Source organism: Synechococcus sp. W60.1, from assembly GCF_047461575.1.
GTDB lineage: Bacteria > Cyanobacteriota > Cyanobacteriia > Thermostichales > Thermostichaceae > Thermostichus.
In genome coordinates, this window is record NZ_JANSHL010000008.1 from 1 (window position 1) to 20,000 (window position 20,000).

19 protein-coding genes and 1 rRNA gene (1 of these 20 running past the window's edge) are annotated in these 20,000 nt (G+C 58.7%); 8 read left to right on the forward strand and 12 right to left on the reverse strand.

Annotated elements, in window-relative coordinates; genetic code table 11:
* Positions 1 to 627, forward strand: a 627-nt coding sequence (locus NW805_RS08470) for an alanine dehydrogenase (protein ID WP_414422234.1), incomplete at its 5' end; no start/stop codon positions are given.
* A gap of 33 nt (positions 628 to 660) precedes the next feature.
* Here NW805_RS08470 and NW805_RS08475 read toward each other — a convergent pair.
* The 4 genes from NW805_RS08475 to rpsN form a co-directional block, all read right to left on the reverse strand.
* Positions 661 to 1,434, reverse strand: coding sequence for an ABC transporter permease (locus NW805_RS08475; protein WP_414422235.1), 774 nt, complete (start codon positions 1,432 to 1,434; stop codon positions 661 to 663).
* A gap of 76 nt (positions 1,435 to 1,510) precedes the next feature.
* Entirely contained in the window at positions 1,511 to 2,347 is an 837-nt protein-coding gene (locus NW805_RS08480) for an ABC transporter ATP-binding protein (RefSeq protein WP_414422236.1), read from the reverse strand.
* 282 nt (positions 2,348 to 2,629) lie between these two features.
* A complete protein-coding gene (locus NW805_RS08485; protein WP_414422237.1) occupies positions 2,630 to 3,262 on the reverse strand; it encodes a ribonuclease D in 633 nt (210 codons plus the stop codon).
* Between the two features lie 57 nt (positions 3,263 to 3,319).
* Positions 3,320 to 3,625: a 30S ribosomal protein S14 gene (gene rpsN, locus NW805_RS08490; RefSeq protein ID WP_011432985.1), complete on the reverse strand. Its 306-nt coding sequence runs from the start codon at positions 3,623 to 3,625 to the stop codon at positions 3,320 to 3,322.
* A 212-nt stretch (positions 3,626 to 3,837) separates the two neighbouring features.
* Between rpsN and NW805_RS08495 the strand changes: the two genes are divergently transcribed.
* Entirely contained in the window at positions 3,838 to 4,113 is a 276-nt protein-coding gene (locus tag NW805_RS08495) for a hypothetical protein (protein ID WP_414422238.1), read from the forward strand.
* Here the strand turns inward: NW805_RS08495 and NW805_RS08500 are convergent.
* The 3 genes from NW805_RS08500 to NW805_RS08510 all read right to left on the reverse strand — a co-directional run bounded on the left by NW805_RS08500 (position 4,085) and on the right by NW805_RS08510 (position 7,537).
* Positions 4,085 to 5,302: an RNA-guided endonuclease InsQ/TnpB family protein gene (locus tag NW805_RS08500; RefSeq protein ID WP_414422299.1), complete on the reverse strand. Its 1,218-nt coding sequence runs from the start codon at positions 5,300 to 5,302 to the stop codon at positions 4,085 to 4,087. The two genes, NW805_RS08495 and NW805_RS08500, sit on opposite strands and share 29 nt — an antisense overlap.
* A gap of 124 nt (positions 5,303 to 5,426) precedes the next feature.
* A complete protein-coding gene (locus tag NW805_RS08505) occupies positions 5,427 to 6,962 on the reverse strand; it encodes a YcjF family protein (protein WP_414422239.1) in 1,536 nt (511 codons plus the stop codon).
* 83 nt (positions 6,963 to 7,045) lie between these two features.
* A complete protein-coding gene (locus NW805_RS08510) occupies positions 7,046 to 7,537 on the reverse strand; it encodes a cytochrome c oxidase assembly factor Coa1 family protein (protein WP_414350770.1) in 492 nt (163 codons plus the stop codon).
* Between the two features lie 521 nt (positions 7,538 to 8,058).
* On the opposite strand from NW805_RS08510, the gene NW805_RS08515 reads away from it, so the two are divergent.
* Entirely contained in the window at positions 8,059 to 8,373 is a 315-nt protein-coding gene (locus tag NW805_RS08515) for a hypothetical protein (protein ID WP_414422240.1), read from the forward strand.
* Between the two features lie 251 nt (positions 8,374 to 8,624).
* Here NW805_RS08515 and pcrA read toward each other — a convergent pair whose 3' ends face one another.
* On the reverse strand, positions 8,625 to 10,988 hold the full coding sequence (gene pcrA / locus NW805_RS08520) for a DNA helicase PcrA (RefSeq protein WP_414422241.1): 2,364 nt from the start codon (positions 10,986 to 10,988) through the stop codon (positions 8,625 to 8,627).
* A 132-nt stretch (positions 10,989 to 11,120) separates the two neighbouring features.
* Between pcrA and NW805_RS08525 the strand changes: the two genes are divergently transcribed.
* Together NW805_RS08525 and NW805_RS08530 are read left to right on the forward strand one after the other, a co-directional pair.
* Positions 11,121 to 11,753, forward strand: coding sequence for a hypothetical protein (locus NW805_RS08525; RefSeq protein ID WP_414331728.1), 633 nt, complete (start codon positions 11,121 to 11,123; stop codon positions 11,751 to 11,753).
* A gap of 86 nt (positions 11,754 to 11,839) precedes the next feature.
* The gene (locus NW805_RS08530) at positions 11,840 to 12,529 is read left to right on the forward strand and encodes a hypothetical protein (protein WP_414422242.1); all 690 of its coding nucleotides are present in this window, start codon (positions 11,840 to 11,842) and stop codon (positions 12,527 to 12,529) included.
* A gap of 3 nt (positions 12,530 to 12,532) precedes the next feature.
* On the opposite strand, the gene dapF is transcribed toward NW805_RS08530, so the two are convergent.
* Entirely contained in the window at positions 12,533 to 13,402 is an 870-nt protein-coding gene (dapF, locus tag NW805_RS08535) for a diaminopimelate epimerase (RefSeq protein ID WP_041436430.1), read from the reverse strand.
* A gap of 26 nt (positions 13,403 to 13,428) precedes the next feature.
* Positions 13,429 to 13,560 carry a photosystem II reaction center protein PsbN gene (gene psbN, locus NW805_RS08540; RefSeq protein WP_011432995.1) on the reverse strand — a complete coding sequence of 44 codons (132 nt, stop codon included), beginning with the start codon at positions 13,558 to 13,560 and terminating at the stop codon, positions 13,429 to 13,431.
* Positions 13,561 to 13,762: 202 nt separating this feature from the next.
* On the opposite strand from psbN, the gene psbH reads away from it, so the two are divergent.
* Entirely contained in the window at positions 13,763 to 13,966 is a 204-nt protein-coding gene (gene psbH / locus NW805_RS08545; RefSeq protein WP_414331336.1) for a photosystem II reaction center phosphoprotein PsbH, read from the forward strand.
* A 93-nt stretch (positions 13,967 to 14,059) separates the two neighbouring features.
* Here psbH and NW805_RS08550 read toward each other — a convergent pair whose 3' ends face one another.
* Positions 14,060 to 15,199, reverse strand: coding sequence for a PQQ-dependent sugar dehydrogenase (locus NW805_RS08550; protein WP_414422243.1), 1,140 nt, complete (start codon positions 15,197 to 15,199; stop codon positions 14,060 to 14,062).
* A gap of 250 nt (positions 15,200 to 15,449) precedes the next feature.
* Here NW805_RS08550 and NW805_RS08555 point away from each other — a divergent pair, with 250 nt between their 5' ends.
* A complete protein-coding gene (locus NW805_RS08555) occupies positions 15,450 to 17,849 on the forward strand; it encodes a glycoside hydrolase family 31 protein (RefSeq protein WP_414422244.1) in 2,400 nt (799 codons plus the stop codon).
* Here NW805_RS08555 and NW805_RS08560 read toward each other — a convergent pair.
* Positions 17,842 to 18,309 (reverse strand): peroxiredoxin family protein, encoded by a 468-nt coding sequence (locus tag NW805_RS08560; RefSeq protein WP_011432999.1) that lies wholly within the window; start codon positions 18,307 to 18,309, stop codon positions 17,842 to 17,844. The two genes, NW805_RS08555 and NW805_RS08560, sit on opposite strands and share 8 nt — an antisense overlap.
* Before the next feature lie 284 nt (positions 18,310 to 18,593).
* Here NW805_RS08560 and NW805_RS08565 point away from each other — a divergent pair.
* A 16S ribosomal RNA gene (locus NW805_RS08565) occupies positions 18,594 to 20,000 on the forward strand; it runs 66 nt beyond the window's last position.

Consider the following 20,000-nt stretch of genomic DNA (forward strand, 5'->3'; position numbering starts at 1 on the left):
ATAAAGGTGTTGCTGGGCGGGATCCCAGGGGTATCGCCGGGACGGGTGGTGATCTTGGGCGGAGGCACGGTGGGCACCGAGGCGGCCAAAATGGCCGTAGGCTTGGGGGCGCGGGTGCAGATTTTGGACATCAACCTGCAGCGGCTGAACGAGCTGGAGCTGCTCTTTGGATCCCGTGTGGAGCTGCTCTACAGCACGGCCCAAAGCGTGGAAGAGTGTGTTCGCGAGGCCGACCTGCTGGTGGGGGCAGTGTTGGTGCCGGGAAGGCGGGCGCCGGTCTTGGTGGGAGAAGAGTTGGTGGCCCAAATGCGTCCTCGCTCCCTCATTGTGGATGTGGCGGTGGATCAGGGGGGGTGCATTGCTACCACACGGGTTACCACCCATGCCCAGCCGGTTTACGAAGCCCACGGGGTGTTGCACTACGGCGTTCCCAACATGCCGGGGGCTGTCCCCTGGACTTCGACCCAAGCGCTGGTCAACGCCACTCTCCCCTACATCCTCAAGCTGGCCAACCTTGGCCTGGCCGCTGCTTTGGAACAAGACCCGGCCTTGGCCAAAGGGCTAAACGTCAGGGCAGGCAAGCTCATCCACCCGGCGGTGCGAGCCACCTTTCCAGACCTGGGCTAGCTCAGGCAGGGGTTGGCTCCCTGGGGAGAGATGCTACTGTCGCCAGGACAGGACATAGCGCTCCAGAGCCGCGAAAAAGGTGTAGAGCAAGACACCCATGAGGCCGAGGGCAGCCAAACCCGCAAAGGCCAAAGGCACATCAAAAGAAGAACTGGCCGACACGATCAGGTAGCCCAGCCCCTGGTTGGAAGCCACCGTCTCCGAGATCACCGAGCCGACAAAAGCAAAGGAGATGGCCACCTTCAACGAGGCAAACAGGTAGGGCATGCTGTGGGGTAGCCCCACCTTGGTGAAAATCTCCCAAGAGCTGGCCCCCAACGAGCGCAGCACATCCCGCATTTCGGCTTCCACCGTCTCCAGCCCCACCGCCACATTGACTGCAATAGGGAAAAAGGCCAGCAAAAAGGCCGTGATCACCGCCGGGATCAGGCCCAAGCCAAACCAAATCGCCAGCAGCGGCACCAAAGCCACCTTCGGGATGGTGTTAAACCCCACCAGCAGCGGGTACAAACACAGATGGGCCAGGCGGGAGCTGCCGATGATCGATCCCAGCAATATCCCCCCCACTAAAGCCAGCGCAAAGGCCAGCAGCGTCGAAGTGAGGGTGGTTAGGGAGTGGCGCAGAATCACCGGGCTCCACTGGTTCATGGCTGCGAGGATCTGGGTGGGCGCCGGCAGAATGAAGCGAGGAACGTTGAACAGCCCCACCCCCACCTGCCAGAGCACAAGGGTCAAAAACAAGGTGAAGCCCGGCAAGACCACAGAAGCCGTTTGGGTCTGCAAAAATCGGTCAAATGATTTTTTCATGGGATCCCTCGGCAGAGATGCGCGGTAACCTGTCCAGCAAACCTTTCCAGATTTTTTGGATCAAGGGCTCTTTGGCCTAATAGCTGCGCCGAATGTGCTGGCGCACTTCCGAGACCAAGCGGTGAAACTCGTCCGTCAGGCAGATCTCCAGCGGGCGTGGACGGGGCAGATCCACTTTGAGGGAAAAGATGATCTCGCTAGGCCGTGGCCCCATCACATAAATGGTATCGGAGAGGAAAACCGCCTCCCGCAAATCGTGAGTGATCAAAATGGCGGTGCAGCCGGTGCGCAGCCACAGCCGCTGCAACATTTCCCACATATCCTCGCGGGTAAAGGCATCCAAAGCGGCAAAAGGTTCGTCCAACAACAACAGCTCCGGCTGATGGATCAAAGCGCGGCACAGGGAAGCCCGCTGCCGCATTCCCCCAGAAAGCTGCCAAGGATAGGCTTTCTGAAAACCCTCCAAGCCTACGGTGGCCAGCAGCTCCAGCGCCGACTTCTCGTGCTGGGCCAGGTTTTGCTTGAAGGTGCGCTTGTAGGGCTCTACCACCTCCAACGGCAGCAACACGTTCTCCAGGGTTGTGCGCCAGGGCAGCAGCACCGGGTTTTGAAAGGCCATGCCCACACTCTTCAGGGGGCCGGCGATGGGCTGCAACTGAAAGTAGAGGGTGCCGCCATGGTCAGTGTTCAGGCCGGCCATCATCTTCAAAAGAGAAGTCTTGCCACAGCCGCTCGGCCCAACAATGGAGACAAACTCCGAGTGGGCAACAGAAAAGCTGACGTCGCGGATGATCGTGACTGGGGATCCCTTGGTGGGGTACTGCAGCGAGACGTGGCGCAACTCCAGAACGGGCTTGCCCGAAACAGCGGGGGAAGATAACCCCCTTTGAACCACCCTCTGCGACTCCAACATTGACTCAACTCCAATGATTTTCATAGTGGCCCAAGTGAGGGTTACTCCCCTTGATCTGGACAGATGATGGCCGGAGCGATGGGGGCTGCAAGCCGGTTTATCTCGAGAAGCCCATTGGTACAACCAGCCCCATCCTCACTACATCAAAGAGAAGGGCGGCCAACTGTGTTGGCAGATACTTTATGCGCCGGTGACGTATCCCCATTTTCAGCTTCGGGAGAGGGGGGATCCCTGAGGGCCCGGTCATCGAAGACAGTGACTGTCTATCAAGTAAAGCCCCGCCTACTGATGTTCGAAGACGTTACTGAAGCCCAACAGATCCAGCTCTACCAAAGTAGGCAAATGTTGGAAACACTGCTGCGCCAACTCCCAGCGTTCTTCCCGCCGTAACATCTCCGCCAACTTGTGGCGCACCGGGATCAAATAGCGAACATCGTTGGCGGCATATTCCAGCTGTTCGGCGGATAGCGCGTGGACGGCCCCCCAGTCGGAGCTTTGGGCAGCTTTGTTGAGTTCGACCCCGCACAGCTCGCTCACCACATCTTTGAGGCTGTGTTTGCTGGTGTAGGTGCGGGCCAGTTTGCTGGCAATTTTGGTGCAAAAGACGGGCCACGCCCGGATCCCCAGGTGATAGCGCAGCATCGCCAGGTCAAAGCGGGCGTAGTGGAAGATCTTCTCAATGCTTGGAGCCATCAGCAGCTGCGCCAAAAAGGGGGCCTGCTTTACCCCGCGGCTCAGCCGCAACAGCACCACCTCACCGGCGGAGTTGGCGATTTGCACCACGCAAAGCCTGTCCCGCTGCGGGATCAGCCCCATTGTTTCTGTATCCACGGCCAGGTAAGGTTCCCCGGCCAGGGCCTTTGCCACTGCAGGGGTGAGATCTTCGTCACAGAGCTGAAAAGGTTGCAGGCCCACTCAGGATCTCTCAAAAGGGTGTTTTGGCTGCATAACCAAGCGGCGAAGGCCAGGCAACTACCAGCTAGACTTGACCACACCTGGCAATAAGCCTCTGTGGGCCATTTCCCGCAGGCTGTTGCGGCACAGGCCGAAATCGCGGAAGTAACCCCGGGGACGCCCGGTTTTCCAGCAGCGGTTGCGCAGGCGTGTGGGCGAGCTGGCCCGAGGGAGTTTTTGCAGTTGGGCGTGCAGCTCCATGCGGGTGGCCTGGTCGATGTTGGGATCGGCCATGGCCGCTTTCAGTTGTTGGCGCTTCTCCCGATACTTCTCGACCAAGCGTTGGCGCTTTTTCTCCCGCTCGATCATGCTCTTTTTAGCCACGGCTCACTGTTTCCCCAGATTTTTCAGCTTTACTAGAATAACGGGGAGCAGCGGCCCCAAGCAAGGGGATCCCAGGCCCGCCCACGGCCATCCTCGCCAATGTTCATCCCTCCTTTTCCGGTCTCCGTAGGATCCCTGAGGCCAGTCCCTCGGCTTGGGGGCAACCTACCTCTACAGGCGAGGTTGGTGTTGGGTGATGGCCATTTCCAGCAGTGATCCCGTTTATCGCCACCAAGTTTAGGGTTTCCCCAGAGCAGATTGAGGCCACGCGCGTGATTCTCCACAAGCCGCCGGCTCTGTTGGCAGTGCTGAAGTCGGCCTCTCCACTGCCCAAAGAGGTTTTGCAGGATCCCAGTTTGGCCTATATCTATCCTGCCGCCTTCATTCAATGGTCGAAGTGCATGCATGGCTTGGCGGATTGGGACACTGGGCCGGCAGTAAACTACCCGGCTCCGACCGCTAAGCGGTACGGAGCGGGCTTTCAGTAGCCCTGAGCCTGCTCTGCTCTACCAGAGAACAAAACAAGCCCGGACCTCTAGGCTGGTTTACGACAGCCCCCAAAAGCGCAATCACATTCGCACCATTCAAGTCCGCATCTCCTTCCCATCCACAGTGCCCACACTTGAACGACTTGCCACTGCGGTAGGACTTGCCCTGCTCAGGGTGGATGTGTAAGCACCGCTGACAGGTCTGCGACGTGTAAGCAGGCGGCACAAGAATCAGAGAAACCCCTGCAGCCCTCGCCTTGTATTCCAGAAACTGCCTCAGTTGGTAGAACGCCCAACTGTTGGCCCTGCGCCTTTCGGCTTTGCTGCGGGGTTGTTGATTGACCCTTTCCCGGATCCCTGTCAGGTCTTCCAGGGCGATAGCGCTGTTGGTAGCTTTTGCTCTAGAGACAATAGCTTTAGAGATGCGATGATTGACCCACACTTGAAAGCGTCTCTCCTTGCCAGACAGCCGTTGCAACAGTTCTCTGCATCTGCGCCGCGAACTGCGTGTGCCCTTACTGGCTTTGCGTTGGAGTACCGCCCTCAACCGGGAGTAGCGCTCTCGGACTCTGCTCAACTGCTGTCCATTCCAGTTGTCCCCCTCTGACGTATGGGCAATATCTGTCCTCCCAAAGTCCACCCCGATCACCTTGTCGGTATCTTGTTGCTTGGGTGGTTTTTTCTCTACGCAAATCTGGATGTAGTAGGAGCCATCTTTGCGCTTGACCAGGGTGGCCGATTTGGGGTTAGAGCCAGCCAGCATTCCCCTCTGGTAGTTACCAATGGCTAGCTCAAAGCGTTCTCTCCCTTCCACCGTGGTCAGCGACACCGTCCAGTCTTTCTCGCGGAATGAAAAGATACGTGCGTCGTAGGTAACGAACCTACGCTTGAACTCTTTAACCGGACGGTTGCGCTGTCTCGCCACTTTGCGAGCGCCTGCCACCCGTCTGCACACCTGTTGGTCGCGTAAGCGGGACGTAGTCCTTGCCAAGTTACTGGACAAGCCGAACCGGGCTCGAATCTCGTAGTAGCAAAGGGATTGCAGTTTGACCGCGTTGACGATCTTCTCCGGCGTGTTCTGGTTGACCCAGTTCAAGGCTTGGCCAAAAGCCTCCATCGTCGCGTCCAATTTGGCGGCTTGCGACTGGGACGCCTTGAGCTTACAGGAGACGGTCAGGACTTGGCTCATAAGTTCATTGTACTTCATCAAAGCGCATTCCTCCCGGCACTGACCCTACGGGTACAGTGCGGGGCTCCTGCGATTTCTAGCTGAAGCTGGCCTTCATGCCGACGGATATTGCCCTGAGCGGCCATTAGGGATCCCTTGGGTTGGCCATCCCATTTCGGAAGATGCGCCGGGAAGCCTCGCGGACAAACTCTTTGAGCCAACCGGATTTTTGGGTATTTTGCACCTGGGCTTTGACCACCGCCTGCATCCCCCCTTCGCCCCAGCTTTGGTTGTGCTGGAAATACTCAATGAAGCTCTTGCCGGCAATGCGGGTGAGATAGCCAGCACTGGCTGCCTGAATGGGGGCTGTCGCCAGAAAACCGACGACGCTCACTTCGGCAACGGTGGCCAAGATCCCCGTGGTCAGTTGGATCGCTCCTTCCACCAAGCCCAAGCCCGCTAGGGTTTTGGCCAGAGACAAGGCCAGCTCCCGCCCCTGCTGCAGGTTCATTTTGCAGCCGTAAAGGGCTCCCAGTTCCACCACCATCTGGGCGTTGATGGCGGCAATGGCCAGCAGATCCACCGCCGGGATGGGGTTGGCGAACACCACTCCTGTAACAATCCACTGAAAGCGATCGATCACCTCCTCCGCCTGCCGGCGCAGTTGGGCTTGGAGAATCCGTTTGGCCTCTTCCCCCAACTGTTGCGATTGCAGCAGGGCATTGTCCAAGGCCAGGGATCCCCCCTCGGCATAGAGCACCGCCTGCACGCGATCCCGCACCGCCGCCACCTCCGGCTCCGGTCGCCAGGTTTGGGATCCCACCCGCACAGGGGCTGGAGCAGCGGCAGCTATCAACACATCCTGAGGTGGGATCAGGGGGTAGACCCGCTCCCGCAGGCGTTGCAAGAGGATCTGCCGTTCTTCTGAGGTGTAGCGATCCGCTTTGTTCAGGATCAGCAAGGCCCGCTTGCCCAGGGCGATCAACCGGCGCAAGGGATCCACCTCTGACTGGCGCAGATCCCCATCCACCACCACCAGCAGCAGATCGGCAGCTTGGGCTTGGGCTTGCGCCTCCTGTTCCCGCATCACCCCTGCCGGGCCGATCTCCAAAATGCCGGGGCAATCCAGGATCTGCACCGGCTGCGGGATCCCAGGCAAGTTCCAATCGTAACAAGCCACCGCCTGGGTGGTGCCCAGAGTGGCCGCCACCGCCCCCGCCCGCCGCCCCAGCAGCGCGTTGACCAAAGAAGTCTTGCCCGCCGACCCAGTGCCGAAGACCACCACCTTCAGCTGGGGCTGGGCCAACTGTTGGGCCAGCAGAGCCGACCGCTCCGCCAGCGCTGCCCGCGCCACTTCATCCTGGATTTGCGCTAGCTGCGCCTCCAGTTGAGCCAAGTTCTGTTGCGCCGCTTTCCGCTTTTCCAAAGCCGTCTCCGGCAAGGCAGGGGGTCTCCTGCTGGGGGCGGGTTGGCGAAACAGAAACAAGTAGTAGATGGCAGCGGCCAAAAACACCAGCAGCAGCAGCACCAGCACCCCAATCAACAGCCCCCCCAAAATCGGGTGGTAGCGGGTGGCGTAGTACAGATCGAGAAACGATTGGATCAGCCAGACGATCAGCCCGGTGAACGAGGCCAACAGCGCCAACAGCAGCAGCAAGCGCAGGTAAGGGAGCGACCGCATAGGGATCCAACAAGGCCACAACCGTTCGCGTCAGCGGGACGGAGTCCTTTTGACTCTACCCGCGGCTGAGCATATCCGGCTACCTAGATGTCGCCTTCTGGCTGCAGGGGCAGGGCTTCTCCATCCGACTCTTCCTTTTCACACCGAGATTCCCCCTCGATGACCTGAATGGCCTGCGGATCCCCGTCAACTTTCACTTGCAGATGGCGCAACTGCCATGCCGAGCCGGCCATGCCCCGCTCCGATTCCACCACCACATCGCCGGTGCGCTGGGCCCCTGTAATCAAAAAGAACAGACACACCCAACCGGCTTCCTCATCTTCCTGAAAACGCAGCCGCGAGGGCCATCCCGGCCTCAAGGGTTCCCCCAGACGTTCCACCACCACAGCATTTTGTTTGAGCTGCTCCACCGCCAATTGGTAGGTGCGATAGGCTCCTGAGGCACGGATCCCATTCCAGATCAGGATCCCTGCCCCCGCCAGCCCCAAGCCCAGCACCGCCAGTAGGCCCAGACAGCCGCAGCCACAGCAGCCCAGAGGGGCAGCACAGCCGACTGTTTGTGGAGTTTCCGACACGGCCAATCGCCACTACAGAATGCCCCCACACTAACACAAAGCTGGTGCTCATCCTCTATGCCTGCGTTGCCGACAAGGTACAGACAAAAAGCCGAGCAACCCTACGCCATTTGTCGGTGACGAACATCGCTTCTCAGTTCCGTATTGCCACAGATATCTGTTCACAGACTCAAACAACAGCCCGGAAAATCATGGGATCAGCACCGCTTTGGCCAGTTCAATCAACTCATTGTTGAGTCTAATTTTGTACTGCAGTGAGGATGGGATCCCTACGTATCCAATTGTTGGCTCTGCTCCCACTTCGATTAGAAAGGCTTGTGACACAAAGATTTCAAGCTTTTCGCCTACACGGAATCCGGATGGCTCAGAAGGTCAATGGGTATCTGGAAAGCCCTATTTCCGAGCACCGAGAAAGAAGACAAAGTGCGCGCATACCGAATCCGCTATTTGGCGGAGTCAATATCAGAGGGATTTGTCGAGAATAAGAGCAGCAAAAGGTCTCCATCCAATCGCCTAAACCTATGGATGAAGCGACAACCATAACCGTGCAGCAGATCATTCAAACCGCCATGATGACCGGTTTGCTCACCGCTGCTCAGGAACACGAACTTAACGTAAGGCTATTTCGAGAGGAGTGCTCCGAAGCCGACCTCTTCCTGCTGCGCCGTCTACACCGCTGCCTACGCCAGGGATCCATCCGCCAGATCCCGGCCCTGAACAACACTGTAGCGGTTGGCCGCTTTGGCCCGCCCCTGCGCCTGGTACCGGACAGAGCCGAGACAACTCAGTCCCAGCCGACTGGGTTAAGCCCGGCGAGGGATCCCAAGACCGGGTAGTCAAGCAATTACAAGCAATTAGTGACGAGGGGGCAGAGGTAAGGTCGAGGGTTGGGCAACGGTCAAATCAGGGAAAGGGGGAGCTGAGGTTTTGCTTTCCCCGTCGTGCAGCAACACATATAAAGCAAACACATATAAAGCAAGGGATCACCAACGACGTCAACGGCAAGGCAATCTCGAATGAGCTACGGACTTCTACAGCACTTCCCTTTGCCTCTCTTCATCGCTGGAGCCCTTCCGAGTTCAGCCGCCTAGCTAAGCTTTTGAATAGGATCGATACGGGGATCCAAGATTTTCTGTTGACCGATAGCGGGAAACCTCACCGCAATCGTGACCCGTTCACCACTGCCGAACACATGGGTAATCTGGCCTTGTCCGAATTGGGGATGTTGCAAACGATCTCCAATCGCCCACTGTTCTGAACGGCTTTGGCGGCGATTGGGCCTGGCCTTGGGTGCATCTGAAAGGGACAGTCCACTGCCGTGGGAGAGCTGTCGAGAAACGGCTCCGCGTCCGTCGAATTCGATTATTAACTCTTGGGGCAGTTCACTTAAAAATACCGAAGGAATAGCTGGTTCGCGGTTGCCGTAGAGCATCCTTTCCCTGGCGTGGCTGATATACAACTGCTCACGGGCACGGGTAATGCCCACGTAGCAAAGGCGTCGCTCTTCTTCCAAAGCAGCGGGATCCTCCAAAGCCCGGAAATTGGGAAACAGACCCTGCTCTACCCCCACCAAGAACACAACAGGAAACTCCAAACCTTTGGAAGAGTGCAACGTCATTAGCGAAACTTTCTCAGCGCCTTCCTGAAGGTTGTCCAAGTCGGAAGCCAAAGACACATTGCTCAAAAAAGCCTCAAGGCTGGGATCCTCCTGTTCTTCCTCGAATTGGCGAGCGGCATTGTAAAGTTCCATCACGTTGGCTACTCTTTCTTCGGCTTCGTCTGTACCCTGCGCCTTGAGATCCTCCAAATAACCGGAATCCCGCAGCAGCCCTTCGATAAGGGTGGCGGCTGAGGTTTGAGAAGCCTGTCGATGCCAGTGCTGAATCAACTGAGCAAACTGAATGACAGGCTTAGCCGAACGGCCCGCCAAGCTACTTACAGAGGTTTCGTCGCTGAGAATTGCCCACAAAGGCACGTTGAGAGCAGCCGCCGCTTCGGTCAGCTTGTCCAGGGTGGATTTGCCAATGCCACGGCGCGGCACGTTAATAATTCGCAGCAGGCTAAAGGAGTCGGCAGGGTTGGCCACAACCCGTAAATAGGCTAGGACATCCTTAATTTCTTTGCGGTCGTAAAATCGCAGTCCGCCCACCACGGTGTAAGGGATCCCCCACCGCAGCAAGACCTCTTCAAAAGGACGGGATTGAGCGTTGGTGCGGTAGAGAATGGCAAAATCTCCCCAGGAAAAAGCATTGGCATTTTGGCCGTGTAATCGTCGGATGGTATTAACGACAAACTCGGCCTCTGCAATCTCATCATCCGCCTGATGAAGAAGAATCGGATTTCCTTGCTGACGGGTTGGCCTGAGAACTTTATCAATGCGCTCTGTATTTTTCTCGATGAGAGCGTTAGCTGCCTGCAGAATGGTAGCTGTAGAGCGATAGTTCTCCTCCAGCTTGATCATGGTGCGGGTATCATCATCCGGGAGACCATCTCCAAAGGTCTCTTGAAACTCCAGCAAAATGGTAAAATCTGCCCCGCGAAACCGATAGATGCTTTGATCGGCATCTCCCACCACAAAGATCGATCGGTTTCTCCAATCCAACCGAGATCTGCAGGTCTCGCCGTTGGTGGCCAACAGACGAATCAACTCATACTGAGTGCGGTTGGTGTCTTGGTATTCATCCACCAAAATGTGTCGAAATCGTTGGTGCCAGTAAGCCAACACCTGCTCGTTTTGTCGAAAAAGCTGCACTGGTATCCAAATCAAGTTATCAAAGTCCAGAGCATTGTTGGCTGCCAGTTGGTCTTCATAGATTTCGTAAACTTGGGCAATGGTACGGCCACGGAAGTTGGGCTGATTGCGCTCCAGGTCGGCAGGAGTCCAACCTTGGTTTTTGGCATTGCTAATGGCGTAGCGTACCGACCTTGGGTCAAACTTGCGCTCATCCAAGTTCAGTTGCTTGGTTACAATCTCCTTCACCAGAGATTGGGCATCTGATTCATCGAAGATCGAGAAGTGGCGAGTCCACTTGCGCCCCTTGGGATCCTGATATTTTTCGATCTCCAGGCGCAGGATCTGGGCAAATAAGCTGTGGAACGTGCCAATCCAAAGAGGCTTAATCCAGCGGTGGTAAACAGCAGATTTTAGTCGCGTTGCCTGGGCCGGCTCCAATTCCTCTAAGGGGATCCCAAATTGTTCTTGAGCTTCTTGTTCGGCAAAGAGCTGCTCAATGCGCTCTTTCATCTCACGGGCGGCCTTGTTGGTGAAGGTCACGGCCAAAATTTCTCCTGGATCCACCCGATAGTGGCGAACCAGGTAGGCAATGCGGTGGGTGAGGGCGCGCGTCTTGCCGGAACCTGCCCCCGCCACCACCAGCAGCGGGCCACAAAAGTGTTGCACCGCTTGCCTTTGAGAAGGGTTGAGGGCATCCAGCAAAGAGGCGTGAGTCATGGCCAGCAAACCAGAAACTGCCTTCCATTATGGGCACCAACCCAATGGGGATGAGAAGCCCAGAGGGCATTTTGGAGCACCAAAGATGAAGATCGGTTAAGATTTGGCCGGCCCGCTCCAGAGCTCCCCGCCATGAACCGAGTGCTGTCCTGCTGCTGTGCCCCGGCTAACCGCTGCTGGCTTTGCGTTCAAAAGAGACTTGTGGCTTTGGGGTTTGCCACCCTTGCCCTGCTTTCTCAAGGTGCGTTCGATCCCGCCCAAGCTGGCAACTGCCCCAGCAACGGCAACCCCAAAACATCTCTTGACCTCAAGGTGGAAAGCGTTTCTGGGGATCGGCTTGACCTAAGTCGGTATGAGGGCATTCAAGCGTTGATCTTGACCAACAGCCAAACCCGCTCGCAATCGGAAGCCCTCTCCAAAAGTTTGGCCCTGGAGTTTGGGCAAAACCCTCGGCTGCGCCAGATCGTGCTGGTGGATGGCAGGGGGCTGCTGCTGGTGCGCCACTTGGTTTTGCAGGCCATCCGGGAGAGTGTACCGACGGATCCCCGCCTGGTTTCTCCGTTTGTGTATGTCTCGGTCGATTTTGAGGGAGCAACCATCCAGAAGCTGCAAGAAATAGCCGCTGCAGCTTTGCCTGGGATCAATTTTCGCCGCCAGGCTGTTTTGTTGCTGTTGGACGGCCAGGGAACTCTTCTGAGCGGATTTGCCGACTTGGAGCAATCCAACCTCAGCATTCGCCGGTGCATTCGCACCCTCATGGGATAGTCCCACTTCCCTTTCACACCGGCAACGCCTCTCCTCTGCTGCTCTGGCCCAAGCCATTAGACTGGTCATACCGGTCATGTTGAAGCTTGAAGTCAACCATTCGAACGACGGTTCACTGTTTACGGGATCCCATGCGCCGCCAGCTCAAAATCTTGAACCAAATCCTCGATTACAAGCTTGCCAACTTGCGGCTGTTTGGCCGAGCCGAGCTGAAGGGGCCTGTTCTCAACGTGCTGCTGGAACGGCTGCCGGGCGATGTGGTGGATACCCTGCAGGTGATGGAGGTGGTGCGCAGTGCGGTGGAAGCCTCTCTGCTGCAAGGGTTGCGCAAGGTCAACGTTTACCTTTGGTGCCGCGGACAAACTGAAGAAGCGCCGGAGTGGAGCGAAAGCTTTGCTGTAGAGCCATTGGTCTTGGCCCACCCCAAGGAGCTCCGAAGCCTTGCTTTCAACTATCGACAAGACTATCCCGGCATGCGGGTGCTGTTTTTCTGCCTGGGCCTTTGTCTGGGCGGCTTTTACCTGTTGGGGGGCTGGGAGCAGACAGGTTGGATCGATTGGATCCCCGTAGGACTGGCCTTCGCCTTGGGGGTGATCTTCCCCTGGCTCAAACGCTCCCTCAGCCAGTTTGTACACCCTCTATTTCTCCGCCTTGGCCTGGGCTTGGGCTTGGTCTTGTTGGGCGTGGCGTTGGCGCTGATCTGGCGGCAGGGCTGGAGCGTTGCCTATGGGATCCTCGGCCTCCTGGCCATCCTCCTGTTGGGTCTGGGAGCCTAGTTCTCAACCGGCAGTGGTGCCGCTGAAGACGTGTAGGGCAGGGCCGGTCATCCACACGTGCTGTGTGCTCGGATCCCAGCGAATTTCCAGATTTCCTCCCGGCAGTTCTACTGTAGCTTGCGATTCTGCGCGCTCCTCCAAAACAGCAGCCACCAAAACAGCACAGGCACCCGTCCCACAAGCCAGCGTTGCCCCTGCTCCCCGCTCCCAAACCCGTAGGCGCAGACGAGTCGGGCTGAGCACCTGCACAAATTCGGTGTTGGTGCGCTCAGGAAAGGCCGGATGATGCTCAAACAGGGGGCCCACAGCTGCCAAGTCCAGCTCCTCCAGGGATCCCTCTTCTTCCAGGAAGACCACACAATGGGGATTGCCCATGCTCACCGCCGTCACCCGCCACTCTCGCCCGGCCACTGCAAGCGGCTGCCGAATGACCTTCTCATCCGGTTCGACCAAGGTGGTGGGGATCTGCTTGGCCAAAAGGCGAGGGATCCCCATGTCCACTGTGACCAGCCCATCTGCCCGCACCTGCGGCACGATTCGCCCCGCCAAGGTGTGGATCTGGTAGGCGCCATCCCGACCTGGGATCCCCAAGTCCTGCAGAAAGCGGGCCAAACAGCGGATCCCATTGCCGCACATCTCCGCCTCGGAACCGTCGCTGTTGAAGAGGCGCATGCTGAAATCTGCCCCCTCCTGCCCCGGCAGCAGGAAGATAACCCCATCGGCTCCTACCCCAAAGCGGCGATTGCAAAGGGCGACGGCCTCTTCCGGGCTCAAGCAGGGTTGAGACTGCCAGCGGTTGTCCACCAAGATAAAATCGTTCCCCAACCCCTGGTACTTGTGAAAGGAGAGACGGGGGGTCAACCGAGCAGACATTTACCCAGATATCCCAACGACAGGCCTTAATCCTCGTGCATCTCGTAGGGATCCTGCAAGTCCTTGGAAGGGGGGCCAAAGGCCGTGTAGATGGCAAACGCAGTGATGCAGATGGTAACTGCCGCAATCGCCACAATCAGGGAAAAGGTGGGCTCCATATCGTTGTCTTTGATCCTGAGAGTATTCGACTACAGTATTACACAAGTTTACAATTCATTGCCCAAGACAAAAAGGTTCGGCCAGATTCTGATAGCGTGATTTTAAAAGGCGGCTGCTTTGGCGGTGCTGAGCACCAGGGATCCGCCTTCGAGCCTGCTACCTTCGACTTCGTCAACGTGTTCGGTTTCTAAGCGAGAACCTATGGCCATTCGTACCAAACTGGGCGATCTGCTGCGTCCCCTCAACTCGGAATACGGTAAAGTGGCTCCCGGCTGGGGCACCACGCCCCTGATGGCGGTCTTCATGGCCCTATTTGCCGTCTTCCTGTTGATCATCCTGCAGATTTACAACAAGTCGCTGCTTTTGGAAGACATTAACGTCTCCTGGGAGAGCCTCAGCTTCTGAGTTCCCCAGCCCCACTCTGGAGAAAATCCCCGTCCCGCCAGACGGTTGCAAGCGGGATCAAGGCAGCTCCTCTTCTCCTCCGAGCCGATGCCTTCAGGGTGCTGGCTCCAGGCGCAGCAGGGATCCACTGGGGGCATCGGTCAACAGGTAGAGCAAGCCATCCGGCCCCTGCCGCACATCGCGAATGCGACCCACCGCCCCTTCCAGCAGGCGCTCTTCTGCCACCACGCGCTCTCCATCCAGTACCAGACGGGCCAAGTGTTGCCCGGCCAGCGCCCCCACAAACAGGTTGCCCCGCCATTCTGGGAAAGCCTCTCCCGTGTAGAAAGTCATGCCAGAAGGAGCGATAGAGGGCGTCCAGTGCAGCAGAGGGGAAGCCAAGCCGGGAGCTGCCGCCAGTCCTTGGCCGACGGGTTCTCCCGTATATTCTCGACCGTGGGTGATTAGGGGCCAGCCGTAGTTGACGCCGGGGGCCAAGATGTTGATCTCGTCCCCACCCTGCGGCCCATGTTCATGGGACCAAATTGCCCCTGTTTCAGGGTGGCGGGCCATTCCCTGAATGTTGCGGTGGCCATAGGTAAAAGTTTCCGGCAAAGCCCCTGCTTGGCCGACAAATGGGTTGTCCGCCGGGATCCCGCCCGCATCCGTAATGCGCAACACTTTACCGGCAGAATCCCCCAAATCTTGGGCTCGATCCCGTTCTCCCCGGTCTCCGGTGCTGATGTAGAGGAATCCTTCTTCGTCAAAGACCAAACGGGAGCCAAAGTGCTGCCGGGCAGGGGTTTTGCGCTCCATATCAAAAATCACTTCCAGATCCTGTAGGCCCCCTTCCCCCAGACGGGCTCGCGCCACCCGCGTGCCTCCCCCACCGGGCCCAGGCGCTGCATAAGACAGATAAATCCAGCCGTTCTCTGCATGGTTGGGGTGCAAGGCGATGTCCAGCAGGCCCCCCTGCCCCTGGGCAAACACCTCGGGCACACCGGCTATGGGCTGGGGATCCAACCCCTGGTCGGTAACCCGGCGCAGCCGGCCTGGTCGTTCGGTTACCACGATTGTCCCATCTGGCAGAAAGGCCATCCCCCAGGGATGCTCCAGCCCGGTTGCCAGAGTCACGACCCGAAAACGCTGCTCTGTTCTGGCTCTGGGTAGGGCTTGGGCATGCTCCCCCCGTTGCAGGGCCATCACCGTTTCAGGGCTGACCGGATAGGCCACCACGGCAGGGGGGGCGGACAACCCTCCCAAAAGCAGTAGCGCGGAGAGAAGTTTGCTCGCCGGGATCCTCATGGCCATTGCCGCCTCGTTTTCGCGATGGATTCTGGGGTCTGAGCTAGTCGATTATTACCGCTGCTCTTCTGGAGATGGGTACCGATGAGGGTAAAACCCACTGCGGACCAGAGTGGGCAACCCCCTGTCCCCTCCCGGCCATAGGCTAGCCTTGAGAGCAGCAATCTGTCTCCAAAGCATGCTGGAACCTGGCGAGATCTTGGGACTCGATCCCGCGGGCGCGAACGGCCAATCCCCCGCCCGCCCGCCCCAAAGGCCAACCTGCGGATCCCTGCAGCAGCTCCAGCCCCACTCCAGAGGGATCCACCTCATCTGTGCCCAGGGCTGCTGGTCTGTGCAGATCCTCACCCCCCGCCTGTTTCGGCTGCGCTTCGGACTCCGTCCCGCTAGCGCAAATGGCCCCAGCGGAGACTTTTTGCCCCGCCGTTCTTGGGATGTTGCCCTAGCCGACGAAGAGTGGCCCCCGACTTCCTTTCAACTGCAGGAAAGCCCTGCCCAAGTCCACCTGTCCACCTCGCTGGTGCAAGTCCGCATCGACCGAGATCCCATCCGGTTTAGTTTTCAAGACTCTCAAGGGCAAGAGTTCTGCGCCGATGTCCCTTCCGGCCTTACCTGGGGATCCGACGGGATCCGCCTCTGCAAACACCTCCACCCTGCCGAGCACATCTACGGCCTGGGGGAACGGGCAGGGTTGCTCAACAAACGGGGTCGGCGCTACAGCCACTGGACTCGCGACTGCTGGAACTACGACGCCCACAGCGACAATCTCTACCAGGCCATTCCCTTCGCCCTGTTTCTTCGCCCCAACCTCTGCTACGGGCTCTTCCTGCACTGCACCCACTGGAGCCAGTTCGACCTGGGCCAGATCGATCCCGAGCAGTGGGCCATCGAGGTGCGCGCCCCCGAGCTGGATTACTACCTGATCTACGGCCCCACCCCGGCCTTGGTGCTCGAGACCTACACCCAACTCACTGGGCGGCCTCCCCTTCCTCCCCTCTGGGCCTTGGGCTACCAACAGTGCCGCTGGAGCTACGCCAGCGCCGCCCAGGTTCAAACCGTTGCGCAGCAATTTCGCCAGCGGCAGATCCCCTGCGACGTCATTTACTTGGATATCGACTACATGCGCGGCTACCGCGTCTTCACCTGGGATCCCCGCCGCTTCCCCGAACCGGCCCGGCTCATGGCCCAACTCCACGAGGCTGGCTTCCGGGTGGTAGCCATTGTGGATCCCGGCGTCAAGTTCGAGCCCGAAGCCGACTACGCCGTCTTCGACGAGGGCTTGGCCCAGGATTTCTTTATCCGCCGCGCCGACGGCCACCTCTTCCATGGCTACGTTTGGCCAGGCAAAGTCCTCTTTCCCGACTTCTTGCGCCCCGGAGTGCGGCAGTGGTGGGGATCCTGGCAACGGGTTCTCACCCAAGCCGGTGTGGATGGCATCTGGAACGACATGAACGAGCCGGCCCTCAACGACCGCCCCTTTGGAGACGGCGGCCAGATCGTCGATATCCCCCTCGATGCCCCCCAAGGCCCACCCGACGAACCCACCACCCACGCCGAAGTTCACAATCTGTACGGCCTGCTGATGACACGCGCTTCCCGTGAAGGCTTGGAACAGCTCAACCCCAACCGGCGCCCCTTCGTGCTGACTCGCTCCGGCTTTGCTGGGATCCAGCGCTGGGCTGCCGTCTGGACAGGCGACAACCAATCCTCCTGGGAACACCTGGAGATGTCCCTGCCCATGCTCCTAAACCTGGGCCTGTCGGGAGTTAGCTTTGTCGGCGCGGACATCGGCGGCTTCGGTGGCAATGCCACTCCCGAGCTGTTTGCCCGTTGGATGCAAATGGGAATTCTTTACCCCCTCATGCGCGGCCACAGCGCCCTGGGCACCCGCCCCCACGAGCCCTGGAGCTTTGGCCTCGAAGTGGAAACCATCTGCCGGCAGGCCATTCAGTTGCGTTACCAGCTGCTGCCCTACCTCTACAGCCTCTTTTGGGAGTCCAGCCAAACCGGATCCCCCATCTTGCGCCCCCTTCTCTACGAGTTTCCCGACGATCCGCAAACCTACGAGATCTCAGATCAAGCCATGCTGGGATCCGCCCTCCTAGCTGCCCCTGTGGTTCGGCCTGGCGTGCGGTGCCGCGCTGTTTACCTACCCCAGGGCACTTGGTTTGATTGGTGGACAGGTCAGGCCCACACCGGCCCCCGCTACATTCTCGTCCCTGCCCCTCTCGAACAACTGCCGCTGTTTGTGCGGGGTGGCTCCGTTCTGCCTTTAGCTCCCCCCTGCCCGTCCACCGCCCACCTGCGCCGTGACCAACCGCACCTCAAACTCTACCCCGGCAACGGCAGCTTCACCCTCTACGAAGACGACGGGGAAACCCTCGCCCATCGAGCAGGAGCCTGGGCCACCACCCTCTTCCGCTTGCGACAGCAAAATGGCCAGCTCATTCTGGAGATCGAGGCCCGCCAGGGCAACTGGAGCCCGCCCCAGCGTAGCTGGCTTCTGGAGCCCCTTGGCCACACTCCCCTCTCCCTGCCGGACACCGGACAGCCGCAACGGGTTCTCTGGCCCACCCCAGAGGATCCCCCGTTTAGCTAATCGCCCTCACGGCCTCCAGCAGCTCCCGGTTGTCTCGCTTGAACAAGGGCAGCCACTCCACATGCTGGTAGCGTAGGATCCCTTGGCTATCCACCAAAAAATAGGCCCGCCGCGTCCCCAGCAGGCTGTCCACCCCGTACTGCTGGCTCACGGTTCTGTCCACATCGCTCAGCAAAGGAAACTCCAGCTTAAGCTGCTCGGCAAAGGCTTGGTGCCTGGAGAGGGGATCGCTGCTGATCCCCAAGATCTCGCAGCCCGCGGCCCGGAAAGCTTCCCAATCCTCCCGAAAGCAACGCATCTCGCTCGTGCATACCGGGGAAAAATCCGCCGGGTAAAAGGCCAGCAACACCTTGCTCTTGCCCCGGTAGGCCGCCAGTGAAATCTGGGCTCCCTTTTGGATCCCTTTCCCCACCGCAGGCAAGCTAAAGTCAGGAGCAACAGCCCCAATCACAATCCCCATAGACCCGTCTAACCCAATCTGAGCTCACTTCAACAGTCTAACGGTGGATCCGGATCCCTTCTGGCTTCAAAAAACTTTGGGTTGGATATCTTGACGGGGTGGTGGGGGTGGGGATAGGGTAGTAAAGCGCCACAAGGCCACCCAGCCCCGGCGCCCCAGAACCTTGACAAGTAACTCGTTCAGTCAACCATCGCCAAGCAGCACAGCAGGCTCCCTGAGTCGGCTGGTGGCTGCATACTCAACCCTGTCAAGTTTCCATTTTTCCAGAGACAAGCTCTTGAATTGACATGGAGAGTTTGATCCTGGCTCAGGATGAACGCTGGCGGTATGCTTAACACATGCAAGTCGGACGGACACCTTCGGGTGTTAGTGGCGGACGGGTGAGTAACACGTAGGAATCTACCCTCAGGCGGGGGACAACAGCTGGAAACGGCTGCTAATACCCCATACAGGCGGAAGCTGAAAGGAGCAATCCACCTGAGGATGAGCCTGCGTCGGATTAGCTAGTTGGTGGGGTAACGGCCTACCAAGGCGACGATCCGTAGCGGGTCTGAGAGGATGGCCCGCCACACTGGGACTGAGACACGGCCCAGACTCCTACGGGAGGCAGCAGTGGGGAATTTTCCGCAATGGGCGCAAGCCTGACGGAGCAATACCGCGTGAGGGAGGAAGGCCCTTGGGTTGTAAACCTCTTTTCTGGGGGAAGAAAGCTGACGGTACCCCAGGAATAAGCCTCGGCTAACTCCGTGCCAGCAGCCGCGGTAAGACGGAGGAGGCAAGCGTTATCCGGAATTATTGGGCGTAAAGGGTACGTAGGCGGCTGGTCAAGTCTGGGGTCAAAGGCCACAGCTCAACTGTGGGAAGGCCCTGGAAACTGACCGGCTAGAGTGAGGTAGGGGTTGCGGGAATTCCCGGTGTAGCGGTGAAATGCGTAGAGATCGGGAAGAACACCTGAGGCGGAAGCGCGCAACTGGGCCTCAACTGACGCTGAGGTACGAAAGCTAGGGGAGCGAATGGGATTAGATACCCCAGTAGTCCTAGCCGTAAACGATGGACACTAGACGTTGGCCGTATCGACCCGGTCAGTGTCGGAGCTAACGCGTTAAGTGTCCCGCCTGGGGAGTACGCACGCAAGTGTGAAACTCAAAGGAATTGACGGGGGCCCGCACAAGCGGTGGAGCATGTGGTTTAATTCGATGCAACGCGAAGAACCTTACCAGGGCTTGACATGCCGCGAACCCTGCGGAAACGTGGGGGTGCCTTCGGGAGCGCGGGCACAGGTGGTGCATGGCTGTCGTCAGCTCGTGTCGTGAGATGTTGGGTTAAGTCCCGCAACGAGCGCAACCCTTGTTCCTAGTTGCCAGCATTGAGTTGGGCACTCTAGGGAGACTGCCGGTGACAAACCGGAGGAAGGTGAGGATGACGTCAAGTCAGCATGCCCCTTACGCTCTGGGCTACACACGTGCTACAATGGCGCGGACAAAGGGTCGCGAGCGCGCGAGCGTGAGCCAATCCCAAAAACCGCGTCTCAGTTCAGATCGCAGGCTGCAACTCGCCTGCGTGAAGGCGGAATCGCTAGTAATCGCAGATCAGCATGCTGCGGTGAATACGTTCCCGGGCCTTGTACACACCGCCCGTCACACCATGGGAGCTGGCCATGCCCGAAGTCGGAGCACCCGCCGAAGGCAGGG